Source organism: Klebsiella sp. RC2, assembly GCF_014192815.1.
In the GTDB taxonomy this organism is placed as follows: Bacteria; Pseudomonadota; Gammaproteobacteria; order Enterobacterales; family Enterobacteriaceae; genus Klebsiella; species Klebsiella variicola.
This window is the reverse complement of the sequence record NZ_JACHYL010000010.1, coordinates 32,147-50,937: the sequence shown is the minus strand read 5'-3', so window position 1 is coordinate 50,937 and position 18,791 is coordinate 32,147. Positions and strand designations below refer to the sequence as shown.

Genomic DNA, 18,791 nt, shown 5'->3' with positions numbered 1-18,791 from the left:
CGCAAATTGTTCTGCGTGAGCAGAAGACAATTAACGTTTGGAGAACTGCGGACGACGACGTGCTTTACGCAGACCGACTTTCTTACGTTCAACCTGACGAGCGTCACGAGTAACGAAGCCTGCTTTACGCAGTTCGCCACGCAGGGACTCATCGTACTCCATCAGAGCGCGGGTGATACCGTGACGGATCGCACCAGCCTGACCAGAGATACCACCACCTTTAACAGTGATGTACAGATCCAGTTTCTCAACCATGTCGACCAGTTCCAGCGGCTGACGAACTACCATGCGGGCAGTTTCGCGACCGAAGTACTGTTCCAGAGAACGCTGGTTGATAACGATTTTACCGTTGCCCGGTTTGATGAATACGCGAGCTGCGGAACTTTTGCGGCGACCAGTGCCGTAGTATTGATTTTCAGCCATTGCCTATAATCCCGATTAGATGTCAAGAACTTGCGGTTGCTGTGCCGCGTGGTTGTGCTCGTTACCCGCGTAAACTTTCAGTTTACGGTACATAGCACGACCCAGCGGGCCTTTTGGCAGCATGCCTTTAACCGCGATTTCAATCACACGCTCAGGACGGCGGGCAATCATCTCTTCAAAGGTCGCTTCTTTGATACCACCGATGTGGCCGGTGTGGTGGTAGTACATTTTGTCTTCGCGCTTGTTGCCGGTTACAGCAACTTTTTCTGCGTTCAGAACGATGATGTAATCACCGGTATCAACGTGCGGAGTGTATTCCGCTTTATGCTTACCGCGCAGGCGACGAGCCAGTTCAGTAGCCAGACGGCCCAGAGTTTTACCGGTCGCGTCAACAACATACCAGTCGCGTTTTACGGTTTCTGGTTTAGCTGTAAAAGTTTTCATTAAAAGCTTACCCAAATAATAAGTTACACGTTGGTGAACACCCAAACGTTTAGTCAGTTGAGGTTCACACGACATTGTCCAGCAAACCTACCCCTTCGAATAGCCTATGCCGGCGCATAGAAAGTTTCGGGAAAAAAACCTTCTCGTAACGTGGGGTCGCAAGATTATAGAGAAGTCGGGGTCAAAGATCGACCCCTTTATGAGATTTTTCAGGCAGGCCCCGGGGTGGTCTTCCGGCTCTCAATCCGTCGGGAAAAAGCGCCCTGTCAGGGCATATGCGGACGCTTGAGATACTCTTCGCTCTGCATCTCCTGCAGACGCGACAGACAGCGCTGGAACTCAAACTTCAGCCGCTCTCCCTGATAAATGTCGTACAGCGGCACCGCGGCGCTGACCACCAGCTTCACGTGGCGCTCATAGAACTCATCCACCAGGGCGATAAAGCGCCGCGCTTCGCTCTCCAGCTGCGCGGTCATCACCGGCACGTCGAGCAGCATCACGGTGTGGAACAGACGGGAGAGGGCAATATAGTCATGCTGGCTACGGGCATCCACACACAGCGTGGCGAACGACGCCGCCAGCGTCTGGTTTTCGACGCCAAGCGTGGGCAGCTCGCGGTGATTGATCTCCAGCGTCGGCCCGGCAGCAGCGCGCGGCGCCCCGGCCAGCGCCAGCCACAGTTTATCCATCTGTTCGCGGGTTTCGCTGTTCAGTGGCGACAGCCACAGGTGCGCCTGCGTCAGCGTACGCAGACGATAATCGATGCCGGCATCGACGTTCATAATATCGCAATGCTGCTTGATGGCGTCGATCGCCGGCAGAAAACGGGCCCGTTGCAGGCCATTGCGATAGAGCTCATCCGGCGGAATATTGGAAGTGGCGACCAGGGTGATGCCGCGGGCAAACAGGGCTTTCATCAACCCGCCTAACAGCATGGCATCGGTAATATCAGAGACGAAAAACTCGTCAAAACAGAGCACATCCGCTTCCGCCTTGAAACGGTCGGCGACAATCTCCAGCGGGTCGCTATGTCCCTGCAGGGTGGTCAGCTCTTCGTGCACGCGCAGCATGAAGCGATGGAAATGCAGGCGCTGCTTACGCTCGCCCGGCAGGCTCTGGTAAAACAGGTCCATCAGCCAGGTTTTTCCCCGCCCCACGCCGCCCCACATATACAGGCCGCGGACAGGCGCCGCCTCGGCAGCCGGTTCGCGCTTACCCAGCAGTTTGCCGAATTTCGCGCGCAAACCGCCGCCTGACGCGACGGGCGCGGGCTGAGTCTGCAGTTCCTGGTAAATGGTATCAAGGCGGCTCACCGCTTCTTGCTGGACGTCGTCGGGTTGATGGCTGCCCTCTTTCAGGGCTAAAAGGTAACGCGATGTTGGAGACAGGCTTTGCATGATCTAATTGTTATTCCTTGAAAACCGTAATGCCGAAGCTCACGATTGACGAAAAAAAGGCCGTTCTACACTACGCGATGATACGCCAGGATTCCACTTCTGTGGAATTAGCGGTTATAGTGGCACTATCGGGCGCAGGCGGAGAGCCTAAGAGCCACCCTACGGAACCACAAAACAACGGGAGATGTTCATGACCTGGGAATACGCGCTAATTGGGTTAGTCGTCGGTATCATTATTGGTGCCGTCGCCATGCGTTTCGGCAACCGCAAACTGCGCCAGCAGCAGGCGCTGCAGTTCGAACTGGAAAAGAATAAAGCCGAGCTTGAAGAATACCGTGAAGAGCTGGTCAGCCACTTCGCGCGCAGCGCCGAGTTGCTGGATAACATGGCGCATGACTATCGTCAGCTGTATCAGCATATGGCGAAAAGCTCTAACAACCTGCTGCCGGACTCTATGGCAGACGCCAACCCGTTCCGCAACCGTCTGGAAGAGTCTGAAGCCAGCAACGATCAGGCGCCGGTCCAGATGCCGCGCGACTACTCTGAAGGCGCATCCGGTTTACTGCGCGGTGGCGCAAAACGAGATTAACTGATCGCGTCTGATAAAATATCTCCGGGCGCGCCCACCGCGCCCGCTCCTTCCCCCACTTCCCGGCTACAATTTAAACCAGTACCCACATTGTTACCTGTGCAAAAATTCAATAACATCAGGTTATTCAGGACGTTTTTCCATACACCTCAGGTTACGAGAGCCAGCATCTAATGAAGAAACAGACTTTGCTGTTGAGTGCGTTAGCGTTAAGCATTGGGTTATCGTTGTCGGCCCTGCCTCCGGCAGCAGCATCCTTACCGACTCAGGTGCCCGGCCAGGGCGCGTTACCGAGCCTGGCGCCGATGCTGGAAAAGGTCCTGCCAGCGGTGGTCAGCGTGCAGGTGGAAGGCACCGCCTCGCCGACGCTCAATATGCCGGAAGAGCTGAAGAAATATTTTGGTGATAACGCCCCGCAGGAGCAGGCGCAGCCGTTTGAAGGGCTCGGCTCCGGCGTCATCATCGACGCAGCGAAAGGCTACGTGCTAACCAATAATCACGTCATCAATCAGGCGCAGAAGATCAGCGTCCAGCTGAACGATGGCCGTGAATTTGATGCCAAACTGGTCGGCAGCGATGAACAGAGCGATATCGCTCTGCTGCAGCTGATCAAGCCGGCGAACCTGACGCAAATCGCCATTGCTGACTCCGATAAACTCCGCGTCGGCGACTTCGCCGTCGCCGTCGGCAACCCGTTCGGCCTTGGCCAGACCGCCACCTCCGGCATTATCTCTGCCCTTGGCCGCAGCGGCCTGAACCTGGAAGGGCTGGAGAATTTCATCCAGACCGATGCCTCGATTAACCGCGGTAACTCCGGCGGCGCGCTGTTGAACCTCAACGGCGAGCTTATCGGGATCAACACCGCGATCCTGGCGCCGGGCGGCGGTAGCATCGGTATCGGCTTCGCCATTCCAAGCAACATGGCGAAAACCCTCGCCGACCAGCTCATTCAGTTTGGCGAAATCAAGCGCGGCCTGCTGGGCATTAAAGGCATGGAAATGAGCGCCGATATCGCTAAGGCGATGAATCTCGACGTTCAGCGCGGCGCCTTCGTCAGTGAAGTGTTACCAAACTCCGGTTCCGCCAAAGCAGGGATCAAATCCGGCGACGTCATTGTCAGTCTGAACGGCAAGCCGCTGAACAGTTTTGCCGAACTGCGCTCGCGCATCGCCACCACCGAACCGGGGACCAAGGTCAAACTTGGCCTGCTGCGCGACGGAAAACCGGTCGATGTCGAAGTGACGCTGGATAAGAGCACCTCCTCCACCGCCAGCGCCGAGCTGATTATCCCTGCCCTGCAGGGAGCCTCGTTCAGCGATGGTCAGATGAAGGACGGTACCAAAGGCGTGGTGATCGATAATGTCGATAAAGGCAGCGCCGCCGCCCAGGTCGGCCTGCATAAGGATGACATTATCATTGGCCTTAACCGGGAACGTATTCATTCGATTGCCGAACTGCGCAAAGTGCTTGAAGGCAAACCGCCGGTCATCGCCCTGAATGTGATCCGCGGCAACGAAAGCATCTATCTGCTGCTACGCTGATTGTCTTCCCGGACATCGCCGCCATGTGCGATGTCCGGACAACTCATGCTATGCTGCGTCTGACCATTCATTAACGATATTTGCATCATGCCTGGAAAGTTATTACGTTCGATACTCATCGGTTTGATTGTCGGGGGACTGCTGCTGGCCCTGATGCCATCGCTGCGCCAGTGGCAGCTGACGCCGACCACCCAAAACGATACGGCAGACGACTCCCCTGTGAGCTATAACGCCGCCGTACGCCGCGCGGCGCCCGCCGTGGTGAACGTCTATAACCGCGCCCTGAACAGCACCAGCCATAATCAGCTGACGCTTGGCTCCGGGGTGATCATGGATCAGCGCGGCTATATCCTGACCAACAAGCATGTTATCAATGATGCCGATCAGATCATTGTCGCACTGCAGGACGGCCGCGTCTTCGAAGCGCTGCTGGTCGGATCCGACACCCTGACTGACCTCGCCGTGCTGAAGATCAACGCCACCGGCGGGCTGCCGGTGATCCCGATCAACCCGAAACGCACGCCGCATATTGGCGATGTCGTCCTGGCGATTGGCAACCCCTATAACCTGGGGCAGACCATCACTCAGGGGATCATCAGCGCCACAGGGCGCATTGGCCTCAACCCGACCGGCCGCCAGAACTTCCTGCAAACTGACGCCTCGATTAACCACGGTAACTCGGGTGGGGCGCTGGTGAACTCCCTCGGCGAGCTGATGGGGATTAACACCCTCTCCTTTGACAAGAGCAATGACGGCGAAACGCCGGAAGGCATTGGCTTTGCGATCCCGTTCCAGTTAGCGACCAAAATTATGGATAAGTTGATCCGGGATGGCCGGGTGATCCGCGGCTATATCGGCATTAGCGGCCGGGAGATCGCCCCGCTGCACGCACAGGGCGGCGGGATCGATCAGATCCAGGGGATCGTGGTTAACGATGTGGCGCCTGATGGCCCCGCAGCACAAGCCGGGATCCGCGCCAACGACGTGATCATCTCCGTGAATGACAAACCTGCGGTTTCTGCACTGGAGACGATGGATCAGGTGGCCGAGATCCGCCCGGGATCGGAAATTCCGGTAGTCATCATGCGTGATGATAAGAAAATTACGCTCCATATCGCCGTTCAGGAATACCCGGCCACCAACTAAACGGCTCCCCGTTTGGGGAGCCTCGTTAATCGCTAAATACCGGACCGGCCGGGAATCTGACCAGAAACCCGGTCACCGCCAGCAGCGATCTCAGCCCGGGCCAGACTATCTGTCGCTCGCGAAGCTCATCATCCAGCGTCAGTAGCGCAAATTCCCCCTTCTCACCCAGCACGCCACCCTGCCAGAGCAGGCGCTGCGCCTGCTGCCGCGCCCAGGGCGACTCACTCTTCCAGGCCAGCAAATGCAGCAGCGCCTGCTGCAGACAGACGCTGTGCGAATGGTTATCCCGCCGCAGCCGCCGGTAAACGGGCAGGGACACGCTGCGCACGGTATAAAATCCACTGCCCGCCTCTTCATCGCCTTCAGGAATAGCGCGGGCGAACTGCCCCGCCACGTCGCACAGCCGGTTGTGCGTCAGCGGAAGTTGCCGGGCGCTGAGCGCCCCGGCCGCCATGCACAGCAGACCGCTGCGCTGCAGCGAGGGCGTCGCAGAGCGCACGACCGCCGCCGGTAAGGCGATCACCGCCCGTGTCGCCTCGTCAGCGTTATGGTCAGCGCCGGCCTCATAACAGCTGGCCAGCAGCGCTTCACCAGGCGTGGCGTTCAGCGGGGGCGAAAGCAGGTTCAGCGCCGGCTGCAGTTGTGCAAGTTCATCGCCTGACGCCAGCATGGCGTCAACCACCGCCTCCCGTGTTGATGTCCGGTTTTCCGGACAGCATGCTATGGCTTCATTCATCACCGTCTCCTTATGAGAAATCTCCGCGGCCGGTATGCCAGCCGCGGGAACAGGCTGGCCTACATCGCCAGCACGTACTTGAGCATCACCCCGGCGGCGATCGCCGAGCCGATCACCCCGGCCACGTTCGGGCCCATGGCGTGCATCAGCAGGAAGTTCTGCCCGTCCGCTTCCAGACCCACTTTGTTCGACACCCGCGCCGCCATCGGCACCGCCGACACCCCCGCCGAGCCGATCAGCGGGTTGATTTTGTGCCGGCTGAACACGTTCATCAGCTTCGCCATCAGCACCCCGGCCGCGGTGCCCACGCAGAAGGCGATCACCCCCAGCACCAGGATCCCCAGCGTCTGCGGCTGCAGGAACTTGTCCGCCACCAGCTTGGCCCCCACCGACAGCCCGAGGAAGATGGTCACGATGTTGATCAGCGCGTTCTGCACCGTATCGCTCAGCCGCTCCACCACGCCGCTCTCGCGCATCAGGTTGCCGAAGCAGAACATCCCCAGCAGCGGCGCGGCGTCCGGCAGCAGGAGCGCCACCAGCAGCAACAGCACCGCCGGGAACAGGATCTTCTCCCGCTTACTTACCGTGCGCAGCTGCACCATGCGAATTTTCCGCTCCCTGTCGCTGGTCAGCGCCTTCATGATCGGCGGCTGGATCAGCGGCACCAGCGCCATATAGGAGTAGGCCGCCACCGCGATGGCCCCCAGCAGCTCCGGCGCCAGCTTGCCCGACAGGTAAATCGCCGTCGGGCCGTCGGCGCCGCCGATGATGCCGATGGCCGCCGCCTGCGGCAGGGTGAAGCTGATGATGCCGAAGTAGTTCAGCGTCAGCGCCCCGAGCACGGTGGCGAAGATCCCGAACTGCGCCGCCGCCCCCAGCAGCAGGGTGCGCGGGTTGGCCAGCAGCGGGCCGAAATCGGTCATTGCCCCAACGCCCATAAAGATGACCAGCGGCGCAATGCCTGAGCCAATCGCCACCTTATAGAAGATGGCCAGCACCCCGGCGGAGTAGCCCATGTCCACCGCCAGCGTCTCCATCTGCCCCTGCACCGACGGCAGGGCCAGCGCCAGCGCCTCCTTAATGGCGTGGACGTCCGGCGCGCAGTGGAGCTTCGCGGCAATCACCGCCAGCTGCGCCGGGTCGTGGTGGGCCAGCAGGCTCTCCAGGGCGGTGAGCGCCAGCCCGGCCTCCGGGATGTTCGACAGCAGGCCGCCGAAGCCAATCGGCAGCAGCAGTAACGGCTCGAACTTCTTCGCAATCGCCAGCCACAGCAGCAGCAGGCTGACCAGCAGCATGATGGCCTGGCCGGCGCCGAGGTGCATCAGCCCCATGCCCTGAATCAGGGCGTTCAGACTTTCCATTTCCGCTCCTCGTCCTTACGCCAGCTGCAGCAGAGTGTCGCCGACCGCCACCGCGTCGCCGGCTTTCACCGCGATACCGCGCACGGTCCCGGCCTGCGCGGCGCGGATTTCGGTCTCCATCTTCATGGCTTCCAGAATCAGCAGCACCTCGCCTTCGGACACCGTCTGGCCTTCCGCGGCCAGCACCTTCCAGATAGTGCCCGCCAGCGGGGCGGTCACCGGGGTGCCGGCGCCGGCCGGAGCCGGGGCGGCAGCAGGCGCGGCGCTGAGCTGGCTGACGTCGCCGCCGTCGCTGACTTTGACCACAAAGGCTTTGCCTTCCACTTCCACGGTGTAGATACCGGAGGCGGCTGGTTTTTCTGCTTTTGCCAGCGGCTGCGCGGCTTCCGCCTGCGGTACCGGCTCAAAGGCTGCCGGGTTGTGGCGGTTTTCGAGGAACTTCAGGCCGGGCTGCGGGAACAGGGCCACGGTGAGCACGTCGTCGATGGCGTTTTCGGCAAGGGTGATGCCTTTCTCCTGCGCCTGACGTCTGACGTCGGCTTCCAGCTGCGCCAGCTCCGGCTTCAGCAGGTCGGCCGGGCGGCAGGTCACCGGGTCAGCGCCCTCGAGCACCCGCGCCTGCAGGGCGGCGTTCACCGGCGCCGGGGTGCGGCCGTACTCACCCTTCAGGATACCGGCGGTCTCCTTCGCGATGGTTTTGTAGCGCTCGCCGGTCAGGACGTTGAGCACCGCCTGGGTGCCGACAATCTGCGAGGTCGGGGTCACCAGCGGGATGAAGCCGAGGTCCTCGCGCACGCGGGGGATTTCCGCCAGTACCTCATCCAGACGGTGGGCGGCGCTCTGCTGCTTCAGCTGGCTTTCGAGGTTGGTGAGCATCCCGCCCGGAACCTGGGCCACCAGGATACGGCTGTCGGTGCCCTTCAGCTGGCCTTCGAAGGCGTGGTACTTCTTACGCACCTCGCGGAAGTACGCCGCAATGCTCTCCAGCTTGTGGATATTGAGGCCGGTGTCGTACGGCGTGCCGGCGAGGGTGGCGACCAGCGCCTCGGTGGCCGGGTGGCCGTAGGTGGCGCTCATCGAGGAGATGGCGGTGTCGACGCCGTCGACCCCGGCTTCAATGGCCTTCAGCAGCGCCATCTCCGCCATCCCGGTGGTGGCATGACAGTGCAGGTGCAGGGTGACGTCGTAGCGCTTCTTGATTTCGCTGACCAGCTCAAAGGCGGCCCCCGGCGTCAGAATGCCGGACATGTCCTTGATGGCGACGGAGTCAACGCCGGTCTCCAGCAGCTGTTCGGTGAGGTCGAGCCAGGTCTGCAGGGTGTGCGCCGGGCTGGTGGTGTACGAAAGCGTACCCTGGGCGTGGGCGCCGTGGCGGCGGACCGCCTGCAGGGCGGCCTGCATGTTGCGCGGGTCGTTCATGGCGTCGAAGACGCGGAAGACGTCCATGCCGTTTTTGACGGCGCGCTCCACGAAGCGCTCCACCACGTCATCGGCGTAGTGGCGGTAGCCGAGCAGGTTCTGGCCGCGGAGCAGCATCTGCAGCGGGGTCTTCGGCATCGCCTTTTTCAGCTCGCGCAGGCGGACCCACGGGTCCTCGCCGAGGAAGCGGATGCAGGCGTCAAAGGTGGCGCCGCCCCAGCACTCCAGCGAGCGGTAGCCGACGTCATCCAGCTGAGCGGCGATGGGGAGCATATCGTCGAGACGCAGACGGGTGGCGAACAGGGACTGGTGGGCGTCGCGCAGGACGACATCGGTAATGGCAACGGTCATAAATTCCTCCGTGAATTAAGGGTGAAGACGGCGATGGTGGTGAATGGCGGCGACAATCGCCGGCTTTAAGCGGGCGAAGTCGTCGGCGGGCGCGGCCGGGGCCGGTTTGGGGGCGGCAGGCGGCTCGGGAAACAGGCGGTTGACGGCGAGGGACATTCCCCGGATGGCAAAGATGAGCAGCAGCAGGAACACCAGCACAAAGCCCATGCCGAGAAACATCAGGGTGAAGCCTTCGCCTAACAGGACGGCATTGTTAGTCATAAAATAGCCTTTGGGAGGGGGCGCAATAATGGCTAACAGCAGACCGCGTTAGCCGAGTGGATTTCCCCGGACCGCCTGGTCAGAAGCCTCTGTTTAGCAGTCAGCTGCCGCTGCCATTACTGCGCTATATATTCAATCGGGGTTATTTAATGAAGCTCACATGTTTGCAGATTTCATCGGCGACAATGTCTTTGCGCTGATTAAAGATCACTTTATTCTGCTCAAACAGGTTATTGCCGTGGGTATCGATTGAGACAATTAACGGCCCGAACTCTTTCACCCGACATACCCATAAGGTTTCCGGCATCCCTAAATCACGCCACTGCGCATCTTCGATTTCTTCCACGCAGACCGCGGCGACGACCGCGCAGCCGGCCGGGAACACGCAGTGCAAGGCTTTATGCTCGGCGCAACCCTCTTCAGTTCCCTTCCCCATACCGCCTTTACCAACGATTAATTTCACGCCAGTCCTGGCAATAAACTCTTTTTCAAATTTCTCCATGCGCATACTGGTGGTCGGCCCAACGGAGACCATTTCAAATTTATCTTCCGAACCTTTAATCGGTCGCACAATCGGCCCGGCATGCAATATCGCGCCACCGGCAACATTGACCGGTAATTCACGCCCGCCCTCAATTAAGCGACGATGAGCCACATCGCGACAGGTCACAATATGGCCGTTGAGATAAATGATATCGCCCGCTTTAATATCAGCTAAATCTTCATCTTTAATGGGCGTAGTGAGTATTTTTTTAGCCATCAGAATGCCACTCCTGTGTGAGACGTAATGGTGTAGTTCAGGTCTTTATCGAAAACGATATGTCCTTTGCGGTGCGACCAGCAGCCGACGTTGACCGCCACGCCAATGGTGGAAGGATGGCGTGCGGTATTTTCGATATTGACGCCCATCACGGAGGTATTGCCGGACATCCCCTGCGGGCCCAGACCGATTTTGTTGATGCCGTCTTCGAGCATTTTTTCCAGCGATGCCGCCCGTTCGTTATCATTGTGCGAGCCAATCGGGCGCATCAGCGCTTTCTTCGACAGCAGCGCCGCGGTTTCCACCGACGTTGCCACCCCAACGCCAACCAGCAATGGCGGACAGGCGTTCAGGCCATAGCTGGTCATCACATCCAGCACAAAGCGGGTCACCCCTTCATAGCCAGCGCCAGGCATTAACACCATCGCTTTACCCGGCAGCGAGCAGCCGCCGCCAGCCATATAGGTGTATATGCTGCACTGATCGGAATTGGGAACGATCTCCCAGAAGACCGTCGGCGTACCTTTACCGACGTTTTTACCGGTGTTGTATTCATCAAAGGTCTCGACGCTGTTATGACGCAGCGGGGAGTCGACGGTGGCTTTGATCACCGATTCGCGCAGCAGCGCTTCCAGTTCGCCGATCAGCGGAAAGTTGGCGCCGCACTCCACCAGAAACTGGATCACGCCGGTATCCTGGCAGGAGGGACGATCCAGCTCTTTCGCCAGACGCTGGTTTTCAATCATGGTGGTAAAGATGACGTCCGCCAGCTGGCTGGTCTCTTTCTTATGCAACTCTTTTAGTTTTGCCGTGACGTCATCAGGCAATACTTTGCCGGTATATCCCACAAATCTGGCCATGATGTCGGTCATGCGGGATATCTGTTCGCTTTTGCTCATAAAGGCTCCTTAGTCAGAACAGCGTCCGTAAGTTACGGATGAAAAGGGAAAAGGATTGGCAGCAGGATCAGGCTGACAATGGTGGAAACGATAATCAGAGGGATGCCGGATTTGGCGTAATCGACGAACTTATAGCCCCCGGCCGACAGCACCATCATATTGGCGGGCATCCCGATCGGCGTCGCATAGGCGCAGGAGCTGCCAATCACCGTCGCCATCAGCACCGCACGCGGATCGGCGCCCATACCGGCGGCAATCGACAGGCTCACCGGCACCAACAGCGCGACGGTGGCGGTATTGGACATAAAGTTGGTCATCACCACGGAGAGGGCAAAGACCACCACCAGCAGCATGAACGGCGAGGAGTTGTTGCCCAGTAGACCGATAACCTGGTCAGCCACCAGCTTGCCCGCCCCGGTCATTTCCAGCGCCTTTGCCAGCGCCAGAGTGCCGCCGAAGATAAAAATAGTCTGTGAATCAATGGCCTTGTAAGCTTGCTTTTCCGTCAGTACCCCGGTAACCACCAGCACCAGGGCACCGATACAGCCGGCCACCGCCAGGCTAATGCCGGTCTGTTTTTCGAAAATCATGCCGAGGATCGTGGCGATCAACACCACCAGGGACAGGATCTGCTTCCAGCGTGGAACGTGGCTGTAATCCCGCTGTTCGCCGACGCAGCCCACTTCCCCGCTGTTTGGATTATTGGGCAAAAACTTATAGCCGATGGTCAGGAAATAGAGGATGCCGCAGACCAGCATCGGTAGACCCACTTTCGCATACTCAAAGAAACCGAAGCCGCTGCCGATGTTCTGTAAGGCCGATTGCGCGATCAGGTTGCCCGGGGCGCCAATCAGCGACAGGTTGCCGCCCAGCGCGGCAGCAAACACCAGCGGCATCAGCAGACGCGAGCGGGAAAATCCCGATTTGGCGGCCACGCCAATGACGACCGGGATCAGCACCGCCGCCGTACCGGTGTTGGAAAGAAAGCCCGACATCACGCCGACCACCACCATGATGGTGAAAATCAGCTGTTTTTCGGTTTTGGCGAAGTGAGTGATCACCCCGCCGACTTTATTGGCCATCCCGGTTTCAAATAACGCCCCGCCGACGACGAACATGGCGACAAAAAGAATGACATTGCTGTCGATAAAACCGGCAAAGGCCTGCTTCAGATCCAATACGCCAGTGACCACTAACGCCACACAAACCACCATGGAAGTCACTGCCAGCGGCACTTTCTCCCAGACGAACATGACGATAGCGAACACCAGCAAACATAGGGTGATGGTAATCGGTTCCATACTTATAATTATTCATATCAATGATATATGATATTGTATCCAATATTGACGAAGGAGAAATTATTCCCATGCAAAAAGTAAGTCAATGCGTTTTTGTGGAATGATCGCGCAATGAGATCTACATCAAGATCCTGCGCAGATCGTCACGTTGAGGAATTAATAACGTTGATAAATATAACAAACGCCAGCTATTCGCTGGCGATCGATCCGGTCAGGGAGCAGGATCGGGCAGGTAACGCGTGAGCATATTCTCCATCGAGCGGATGATATGCTCATGCATTCGCTGACGGGCCAGCGCTTCGTTATGCTGCTCAAGCGCTTGTAAGATCGCTTTATGTTCACGGAGGGAAATGACGGCGTACTCTTCTTCGGTCACCTTGTGCCCCATCGACAGTCCGTTCCACATGTTGCAGAGCAGCATCTTCATTTTTTCATTTCCCGCCGCGTTCCAGATCTCCATGTGGAAGGCCTGGTTCAGGTCGGAATATTCAGCAGAATTATTGTCTGCCAGCGCCTTCTCTGCGGCATAGTGAACCTGAGCGATGCGTGAAATATCGGTCCCTGGACGAGAAGCTTTCGCCACCGCTTCACTTTCCAGTACAGCGCGAATTTCGTAATGCTCGCGGATAGTCTGCTCATTAATCCCCAGCACCACCGCACCTTTATTCGGCCGCACTTGAATCAGACCATCGGCGGCTAAAATCTGAAACGCTTCACGTACCGGCATGCTGGAAACGCCAACCATTTTGGCAATCCCTTCAAGGGTAATTTCCTGCCCTTCCACTAAATCCCGCGAAAGGATCGCTTTACGCAAAACCGCCGCCACCTGCTCCTTCGCGGAAAGAAGCTTAATTTTCCCTAATTTAGGCTTCTGCACTTTCCCAATCCTTCATATGTTGACGCATTATCTCCGCAAGCATAAGGAAATAACGCTGTGTTGCCTGAGCAATTTTTTCGCCTTCGCCATGGCCAATGGCGCTCGCCAGTTCGTTCAGGATCTGCGCCGACTCCTGGCCATCCTCTTTCAGGTACAGAATGACATAGGAAATATAACCATCCAAAAATTGCTGATACGCCTTTGCCAGATAGCGGTTATCAAGATAGGAAATCAGCAACTGATGAAACGCCAGTTCACCGGCGTTATCGCCAGCACGCGCCAGCTCCTGCGCCCGCGCGCGAAGTAATTCCCCCTGATTTGCCGGCACGAGGGCAAACAGTTCCGCAGCCATCACCGCGATGACGCGAAAAATATGGCTCACATCCTCGACGGCCAGCGTGGAGACCTGCATATGTCGGTTAGGCAAGCGCACCAGAAATCCTTCCTGTTCAAGGGACTGTAGCGCTTCCCTAACCGGCATACGTGAAAGTCCCAATTGTTCCGCGATGTTCTCCTGAGTCAGTTCCTCCCCAGGTTTCATGGCGCCGGAGAGGATCTGATAACGAATCATCTGCGCGATTTGGTCCCGGGTCTGTTTTCTTTCGATCTTTTTCACGCTGTCCTCATGGCTGGTGGCTTAAAACGCGGGGGATTTTAGCAGATTTGCCCGACCGCTGGCGCATGGAGGCGAAAAGTGAGGCAATAAAAAGCCGGAACAACGGTTCCGGCTTTTTTGCACGTGCGAGGTTACTTGTTGACGAAGTCTTCGCCGAGCGCGATATCTTTCTTCAGGGTGTCCAGCATGCCTTCCAGCGCCTGCTGCTCAAAGGCGCTGAGTTTGCCGATAGACTGTCGCTCTTCCACGCCGTTTTTCCCCAGCAGCAGCGGCTGGGAGAAGAAACGCGCATAGTGGCCGTCGCCTTCCACGTAGGCGCACTCCACCACACCTTTCTCTCCCTGCATCGCGCGAACCAGAGAGAGACCAAAGCGCGCAGCCGCCTGACCCATCGACAACGTCGCCGACCCACCGCCCGCTTTCGCTTCCACGACTTCGGTACCGGCATTTTGAATGCGTTTAGTCAGATCGGCCACTTCCTGATCGCTGAAGCTGACGCCCGGGATCTGCGACAATAATGGCAGAATGGTGACGCCGGAGTGACCACCAATGACCGGGACTTCCACCTCGGTTGCCGATTTACCTTTCAGCTCAGCGACAAAGGTATTGGAGCGGATAATGTCCAGCGTGGTGACGCCGAACAGCTTGTTTTTATCGTACACGCCGGCTTTTTTCAGCACTTCGGCGGCGATAGCCACGGTGGTATTCACCGGGTTGGTGATAACACCGATGCAGGCCTGTGGGCAGGTTTTGGCAATCTGCTGCACCAGGTTCTTAACGATGCCGGCATTCACATTAAACAGGTCGGAACGATCCATGCCGGGCTTACGCGCTACGCCCGCGGAGATCAGCACCACATCAGCGCCTTCCAGCGCCGGGGTAGCATCTTCACCGGAAAATCCTTTAATTTTTACATCTGTGGGGATATGACTTAGATCTACCGCCACGCCCGGCGTAACCGGAGCGATGTCGTACAACGAGAGCTCTGAACCTGAAGGCAGTTGGGTCTTAAGTAGTAGGGCAAGCGCCTGGCCGATACCACCGGCGGCGCCAAGGACTGCAACTTTCATCCTAAACTCCTTATTATGGTTAATTTAGTCTTTCGTTATTCCGTCGCCTGGACCTTAATTCACAAGATGAACAATTACAATGATTATGGCTGAAGAATGCATTATTGTGCGTAGCAATAGAACAGCGGCGCACTTTATGCTTCCTGACTGACCATCCAGCAAAGCGAAGTACCGGATCGACTGTTGGTTACAATACACCCAGCCAGTTGCGCAAAACAACACCAACTCAATAACATTTCATTTACTTTTACATGGCTTTAAGCGTTGTGATGTGAACATGTTCCTTATATGGTTTTTTTGCTAAAATATGCCCCCTTCATAACATTATTGACCTATCCCGTTGCGGATTATTTGCATAAAAATTCACGGTTATGCATAATGATGTTGTTTTTACCACCATAATCTGGGTGACTTATGCGAAGTTCGGCAAAACAAGAAGAACTGGTTAAAGCGTTTAAAGCGCTGCTTAAAGAAGAAAAATTCAGCTCGCAGGGTGAGATCGTCCAGGCGCTGCAGGAAGAAGGCTTCGAGAATATCAACCAATCGAAGGTCTCCCGCATGCTCACCAAATTTGGCGCGGTTCGTACCCGTAACGCCAAAATGGAAATGGTCTATTGCCTGCCTGCTGAGCTTGGCGTGCCGACCACCTCCAGCCCGCTGAAAAATCTGGTGCTGGATATCGACTATAACGATGCCGTCGTGGTGATTCACACCAGCCCCGGCGCGGCGCAGCTGATTGCCCGTCTTCTCGACTCGCTGGGCAAGGCGGAAGGTATTCTCGGCAGCATCGCCGGGGATGACACCATCTTCACCACCCCTGCGCGCGGCTTTACGGTGAAAGATCTGCACGACGCCATCCTGGTCCTGTTCGAACAGGAACTCTGAGTATTCCCCTCTGGCAATCGTCAGAGGGCGACTCCCCTTTCTTTCTCTCTCACGCCCCTCAATCCAACAATTACTTAACATTTTGTGTGATTTAACGCGTCTATACGTTCTTTTACTTAAGGGAAACGCCTAAAACGCACAAAAGATCAAATTCGCATACCTTTATGATTTTATTAGAAATAAATCTTATCACTGCGGATAAGTTGTCATTTTTAATTCTTATAGGTTATAAAAAGCGCAATTCATTGTAACTATTAACGCGCAAAACAATTAGCATGGTATTAATATTTTTGGTGATTAGTGTATACTTGGTTTTGTGATGAGGGTCACGAAACAAAGACCCTCAACAAAAAGATTCGACGAGGTGAACATCATGAAAATCAAAACCACTGTAGCAGCACTCAGCATCCTGTCCGTCGTGTCGTTTGGCGCTTTTGCCGCTGACGTTATCAACAGCGAGCAAGCCCAGGGCCGCGAGGCCATCGGCACAGTTTCCGTCGGCGCGGTAGCCTCTTCCCCGATGGATATGCATGAAATGCTGAACAAGAAAGCGCAGGAAGAAGGGGCTTCTTCTTATCGCATTATCGAAGCCCGCACTGGCGACCACTGGCATGCCACCGCTGAGCTTTATAAATAAGTTGTAGTTCGTCAACGACTAACCCGACACAGATTCTCTACCGCGGCCTGGGCGCATACATCCCCCGCCGCGGCAAAACAAAGACTGGAGTAAAGATTATGAAACGCGCAATGATCATCGCATCCCTTGGCCTGGCTTCCGTTCTCTCTTTCGGCGCAAGCGCGGCCGTTCAGCAAGTTAACGCTGAACAAGCACAAAACCTGCAGTCCATGGGCACCATCTCCGTATCCCAGGTAGGTAGTGCGCCAATGGACATGCGTCAGGAGCTGGCCGCTAAAGCCGAGAAAGAAGGCGCCAGCAGCTACCGTATTATTGAAGCACGTACCGGCGATAGCTGGCACGCCACCGCTGAGCTGTACAAATAAACCCTCGTCGTCTTATTTCGACGACTTGCCCCCGCCTGCCGGGGGCTTTTTTTTGGTTCATCGCCAGACCCGTCCGAACAATGCGTTCCGCTTCCATAACGGAACAGCGATTTACAGATTGGCGTCCTTATCTTTCGTCCCGTTGGCAGTGTGAACCGGCGCGCCGAGCGTCGCTTTAAACCAGTTGACCACGCGATCGATAACCGGCTTCTGATACCAGCTATCGTCGCCATGTTCAGCGCCTTCGACCAGTACATAGTCTGCCTTATTACCTTCCGCTTTTAATGCCTTATATAACTGCGCGCTTTGGACAGGTGAAACCAGGGTGTCAGCGCTGCCATGCATAATCAACATTGGCGGTTCGTTACGAGAGATATGCCCCATCGGGCTGGCATTGAGCGCTTTTTGCCGGTCACTGCCGATAGCCGCGCCAGGCCAGTCGCGAAAAGCGCTGCCATGGACCAGGAGCGCCTCCGTCACGGCCGGCGAGGCGTGCACGTGCTGAACCTCTGGTGGGAAGCCTTCACCAATATTCAATAGATTAGAGATGCCATATAGCGTCGCTGCGGCCTGGACATCGGAAGACTGGTCGAGAAAATCGCCCTGCTCCCAGGCTTTCTCGCCGTGCGTCAGCGCCATCATCTGCGCCATATAGCCGCCAGCAGAATCGCCCAACACGCCGATACGTTTAGGATCAATGCCATATTCCGCCGCGTGGGCGCGCAAGTAGCGGATAGCCGCTTTACCATCGACAACCGGCGCCGGAAACGTGTCTGGTACCGTGCGGTATTCCGCCGCTGCGACGACAAATCCGGCTTCCGCCAGCGCCATGCGCATTTCGATAAATTTATCCCATGCCGCGCTGGTAAAGCCGCCACCAGGGAAGTAGACAATGGCGGGCTTTAGATCGTGATTGCGCGGCACCAGCAAAGACATATGCATCTGACGCACAGAGACCGCGTTTTTAACCTGGCCATAAACCACGCCATTGAATGTGTCGATACGGCCACGAGTCTGGTCCACGTGAATAACCTGCGCACCATCAGCATAACCAGGGAGTTCCGCAGCGTAGGCTGTCGCAGACATGGTGCCCAGCATCAGGCCGCTGGTGAATAACAAAGGAAGGGTTTTCATGGTATTCAGTCCTGGAGAATACCTGCCAATAGCAGGTCAAATACAAAATGCGATCGCGTTTCAGGCAGTGTATCCCCGAAAAATCACCATGAATAATGCGCTTTTTGTATTAAATTCATCTACTTTTTTGATGAAAACAGCCATTTATCGCTCAACACTGGTCACGAACGACAGCACAATGTTAGTGGCCGGCAGGATACAGATGACGTCATCCTGAAAATCAAAGCCGTGTTTCTCGGTTTAAAAGATGAACGTTAGCTATGCCGGGCGTTAAAGCGCAACTCCCCCTCCAGCTCCTCTTCTGCTTCATCAAATAATAAAATCAGCGCGCCGAAGCGCCGACGCTGCTTGTCGTTTAAATGAATAAACTCAATATCCAGCGGCAATGGCAGCAGCCCACCAGTCACCGCGTCCCACAGTGAATCCAGGTTGTTGACCTTATCCTGAGCCAGCTCAAAGGTTCGGGAAAACTCCCGGTAGAAATCCTGTTGTTCGGCGATTTCGTCAAAATCAAACGTATAGGTGGTCATGGCAGCCCCTCCCGCTTCTCTTCCTGTCGCCGTTAAGTATAGCGATAAA

The 18,791-nt window shown here is 56.8% G+C and carries 21 protein-coding genes; 6 read left to right on the top strand and 15 right to left on the bottom strand.

Annotated elements, in window-relative coordinates; all coding sequences use genetic code 11:
• Positions 1–30: 30 nt before the first annotated feature.
• From rpsI to zapE, 3 genes are all read right to left on the bottom strand, one after another.
• Positions 31–423, bottom strand: a complete 393-nt coding sequence (gene rpsI, locus FHW76_RS24370) for a 30S ribosomal protein S9 (protein WP_000829815.1) — start codon at positions 421–423, stop codon at positions 31–33.
• Between the two features lie 15 nt (positions 424–438).
• On the bottom strand, positions 439–867 hold the full coding sequence (gene rplM, locus FHW76_RS24365) for a 50S ribosomal protein L13 (protein WP_002918559.1): 429 nt from the start codon (positions 865–867) through the stop codon (positions 439–441).
• 266 nt (positions 868–1,133) lie between these two features.
• Positions 1,134–2,264, bottom strand: coding sequence for a cell division protein ZapE (gene zapE, locus FHW76_RS24360; protein WP_183477056.1), 1,131 nt, complete (start codon positions 2,262–2,264; stop codon positions 1,134–1,136).
• A gap of 190 nt (positions 2,265–2,454) precedes the next feature.
• Between zapE and zapG the strand changes: the two genes are divergently transcribed.
• The 3 genes from zapG to degS all read left to right on the top strand — a co-directional run bounded on the left by zapG (position 2,455) and on the right by degS (position 5,540).
• Positions 2,455–2,853, top strand: coding sequence for a Z-ring associated protein ZapG (zapG, locus tag FHW76_RS24355; protein WP_012540461.1), 399 nt, complete (start codon positions 2,455–2,457; stop codon positions 2,851–2,853).
• 173 nt (positions 2,854–3,026) lie between these two features.
• A complete protein-coding gene (gene degQ / locus FHW76_RS24350; RefSeq protein ID WP_008806666.1) occupies positions 3,027–4,394 on the top strand; it encodes a serine endoprotease DegQ in 1,368 nt (455 codons plus the stop codon).
• Positions 4,395–4,481: 87 nt separating this feature from the next.
• On the top strand, positions 4,482–5,540 hold the full coding sequence (gene degS, locus FHW76_RS24345; RefSeq protein WP_008806667.1) for an outer membrane-stress sensor serine endopeptidase DegS: 1,059 nt from the start codon (positions 4,482–4,484) through the stop codon (positions 5,538–5,540).
• A gap of 25 nt (positions 5,541–5,565) precedes the next feature.
• Here degS and FHW76_RS24340 read toward each other — a convergent pair whose 3' ends face one another.
• From FHW76_RS24340 to mdh, 10 genes are all read right to left on the bottom strand, one after another.
• Positions 5,566–6,276 (bottom strand): hypothetical protein, encoded by a 711-nt coding sequence (locus tag FHW76_RS24340; protein ID WP_008806668.1) that lies wholly within the window; start codon positions 6,274–6,276, stop codon positions 5,566–5,568.
• A gap of 59 nt (positions 6,277–6,335) precedes the next feature.
• On the bottom strand, positions 6,336–7,637 hold the full coding sequence (locus FHW76_RS24335) for an oxalacetate decarboxylase subunit beta (protein WP_012540460.1): 1,302 nt from the start codon (positions 7,635–7,637) through the stop codon (positions 6,336–6,338).
• A gap of 15 nt (positions 7,638–7,652) precedes the next feature.
• Positions 7,653–9,407, bottom strand: coding sequence for a sodium-extruding oxaloacetate decarboxylase subunit alpha (gene oadA, locus FHW76_RS24330; RefSeq protein ID WP_183477054.1), 1,755 nt, complete (start codon positions 9,405–9,407; stop codon positions 7,653–7,655).
• A 15-nt stretch (positions 9,408–9,422) separates the two neighbouring features.
• Positions 9,423–9,668, bottom strand: a complete 246-nt coding sequence (locus FHW76_RS24325) for an oxaloacetate decarboxylase subunit gamma (protein WP_032731325.1) — start codon at positions 9,666–9,668, stop codon at positions 9,423–9,425.
• 142 nt (positions 9,669–9,810) lie between these two features.
• Positions 9,811–10,428 carry a L(+)-tartrate dehydratase subunit beta gene (gene ttdB / locus FHW76_RS24320; protein ID WP_008806673.1) on the bottom strand — a complete coding sequence of 206 codons (618 nt, stop codon included), beginning with the start codon at positions 10,426–10,428 and terminating at the stop codon, positions 9,811–9,813.
• Entirely contained in the window at positions 10,428–11,327 is a 900-nt protein-coding gene (gene ttdA / locus FHW76_RS24315; RefSeq protein WP_008806674.1) for a L(+)-tartrate dehydratase subunit alpha, read from the bottom strand. The genes ttdB and ttdA overlap by 1 nt, the downstream gene beginning before the upstream one ends.
• 32 nt (positions 11,328–11,359) lie before the next feature.
• Positions 11,360–12,628, bottom strand: a complete 1,269-nt coding sequence (locus FHW76_RS24310; protein ID WP_183477052.1) for an SLC13 family permease — start codon at positions 12,626–12,628, stop codon at positions 11,360–11,362.
• A 211-nt stretch (positions 12,629–12,839) separates the two neighbouring features.
• Positions 12,840–13,505: a GntR family transcriptional regulator gene (locus FHW76_RS24305; RefSeq protein WP_008806676.1), complete on the bottom strand. Its 666-nt coding sequence runs from the start codon at positions 13,503–13,505 to the stop codon at positions 12,840–12,842.
• Positions 13,492–14,121 carry a GntR family transcriptional regulator gene (locus tag FHW76_RS24300; RefSeq protein WP_008806677.1) on the bottom strand — a complete coding sequence of 210 codons (630 nt, stop codon included), beginning with the start codon at positions 14,119–14,121 and terminating at the stop codon, positions 13,492–13,494. Before FHW76_RS24300 ends, FHW76_RS24305 begins: the two co-directional genes overlap by 14 nt.
• 131 nt (positions 14,122–14,252) lie before the next feature.
• Positions 14,253–15,191, bottom strand: coding sequence for a malate dehydrogenase (gene mdh, locus FHW76_RS24295; RefSeq protein ID WP_008806678.1), 939 nt, complete (start codon positions 15,189–15,191; stop codon positions 14,253–14,255).
• A 414-nt stretch (positions 15,192–15,605) separates the two neighbouring features.
• On the opposite strand from mdh, the gene argR reads away from it, so the two are divergent.
• From argR to yhcN-B, 3 genes are all read left to right on the top strand, one after another.
• A complete protein-coding gene (gene argR / locus FHW76_RS24290) occupies positions 15,606–16,076 on the top strand; it encodes a transcriptional regulator ArgR (RefSeq protein ID WP_002918625.1) in 471 nt (156 codons plus the stop codon).
• A 373-nt stretch (positions 16,077–16,449) separates the two neighbouring features.
• On the top strand, positions 16,450–16,713 hold the full coding sequence (gene yhcN, locus FHW76_RS24285; protein WP_008806679.1) for a peroxide/acid stress response protein YhcN: 264 nt from the start codon (positions 16,450–16,452) through the stop codon (positions 16,711–16,713).
• A 98-nt stretch (positions 16,714–16,811) separates the two neighbouring features.
• Complete coding sequence (yhcN-B, locus tag FHW76_RS24280; RefSeq protein ID WP_008806680.1) at positions 16,812–17,078, top strand: DUF1471 family stress response protein YhcN-B; 267 nt, start codon at positions 16,812–16,814, stop codon at positions 17,076–17,078.
• 111 nt (positions 17,079–17,189) lie between these two features.
• Here the strand turns inward: yhcN-B and FHW76_RS24275 are convergent, their stop codons facing one another.
• On the bottom strand, positions 17,190–18,212 hold the full coding sequence (locus tag FHW76_RS24275; RefSeq protein ID WP_012540454.1) for an alpha/beta hydrolase: 1,023 nt from the start codon (positions 18,210–18,212) through the stop codon (positions 17,190–17,192).
• A gap of 254 nt (positions 18,213–18,466) precedes the next feature.
• On the bottom strand, positions 18,467–18,742 hold the full coding sequence (locus FHW76_RS24270; RefSeq protein ID WP_012540452.1) for a barstar family protein: 276 nt from the start codon (positions 18,740–18,742) through the stop codon (positions 18,467–18,469).
• Between the last annotated feature and the right edge of the window lie 49 nt (positions 18,743–18,791).

Excerpts from the sequence above, each read along its gene's own strand:
- yhcN (WP_008806679.1), top strand. The coding sequence starts at position 16,450 with ATGAAAATCAAAACCACTGTAGCAGCACTCAGCATCCTGTCCGTCGTG.
- degQ (WP_008806666.1), top strand. The coding sequence starts at position 3,027 with ATGAAGAAACAGACTTTGCTGTTGAGTGCGTTAGCGTTAAGCATTGGG.
- ttdB (WP_008806673.1), bottom strand. The coding sequence starts at position 10,428 with ATGGCTAAAAAAATACTCACTACGCCCATTAAAGATGAAGATTTAGCT.
- FHW76_RS24335 (WP_012540460.1), bottom strand. The coding sequence starts at position 7,637 with ATGGAAAGTCTGAACGCCCTGATTCAGGGCATGGGGCTGATGCACCTC.
- oadA (WP_183477054.1), bottom strand. The coding sequence starts at position 9,407 with ATGACCGTTGCCATTACCGATGTCGTCCTGCGCGACGCCCACCAGTCC.
- argR (WP_002918625.1), top strand. The coding sequence starts at position 15,606 with ATGCGAAGTTCGGCAAAACAAGAAGAACTGGTTAAAGCGTTTAAAGCG.
- FHW76_RS24270 (WP_012540452.1), bottom strand. The coding sequence starts at position 18,742 with ATGACCACCTATACGTTTGATTTTGACGAAATCGCCGAACAACAGGAT.
- ttdA (WP_008806674.1), bottom strand. The coding sequence starts at position 11,327 with ATGAGCAAAAGCGAACAGATATCCCGCATGACCGACATCATGGCCAGA.
- FHW76_RS24275 (WP_012540454.1), bottom strand. The coding sequence starts at position 18,212 with ATGAAAACCCTTCCTTTGTTATTCACCAGCGGCCTGATGCTGGGCACC.
- zapG (WP_012540461.1), top strand. The coding sequence starts at position 2,455 with ATGACCTGGGAATACGCGCTAATTGGGTTAGTCGTCGGTATCATTATT.
- zapE (WP_183477056.1), bottom strand. The coding sequence starts at position 2,264 with ATGCAAAGCCTGTCTCCAACATCGCGTTACCTTTTAGCCCTGAAAGAG.
- rpsI (WP_000829815.1), bottom strand. The coding sequence starts at position 423 with ATGGCTGAAAATCAATACTACGGCACTGGTCGCCGCAAAAGTTCCGCA.
- FHW76_RS24325 (WP_032731325.1), bottom strand. The coding sequence starts at position 9,668 with ATGACTAACAATGCCGTCCTGTTAGGCGAAGGCTTCACCCTGATGTTT.
- yhcN-B (WP_008806680.1), top strand. The coding sequence starts at position 16,812 with ATGAAACGCGCAATGATCATCGCATCCCTTGGCCTGGCTTCCGTTCTC.
- degS (WP_008806667.1), top strand. The coding sequence starts at position 4,482 with ATGCCTGGAAAGTTATTACGTTCGATACTCATCGGTTTGATTGTCGGG.
- FHW76_RS24340 (WP_008806668.1), bottom strand. The coding sequence starts at position 6,276 with ATGAATGAAGCCATAGCATGCTGTCCGGAAAACCGGACATCAACACGG.
- FHW76_RS24310 (WP_183477052.1), bottom strand. The coding sequence starts at position 12,628 with ATGGAACCGATTACCATCACCCTATGTTTGCTGGTGTTCGCTATCGTC.
- rplM (WP_002918559.1), bottom strand. The coding sequence starts at position 867 with ATGAAAACTTTTACAGCTAAACCAGAAACCGTAAAACGCGACTGGTAT.
- mdh (WP_008806678.1), bottom strand. The coding sequence starts at position 15,191 with ATGAAAGTTGCAGTCCTTGGCGCCGCCGGTGGTATCGGCCAGGCGCTT.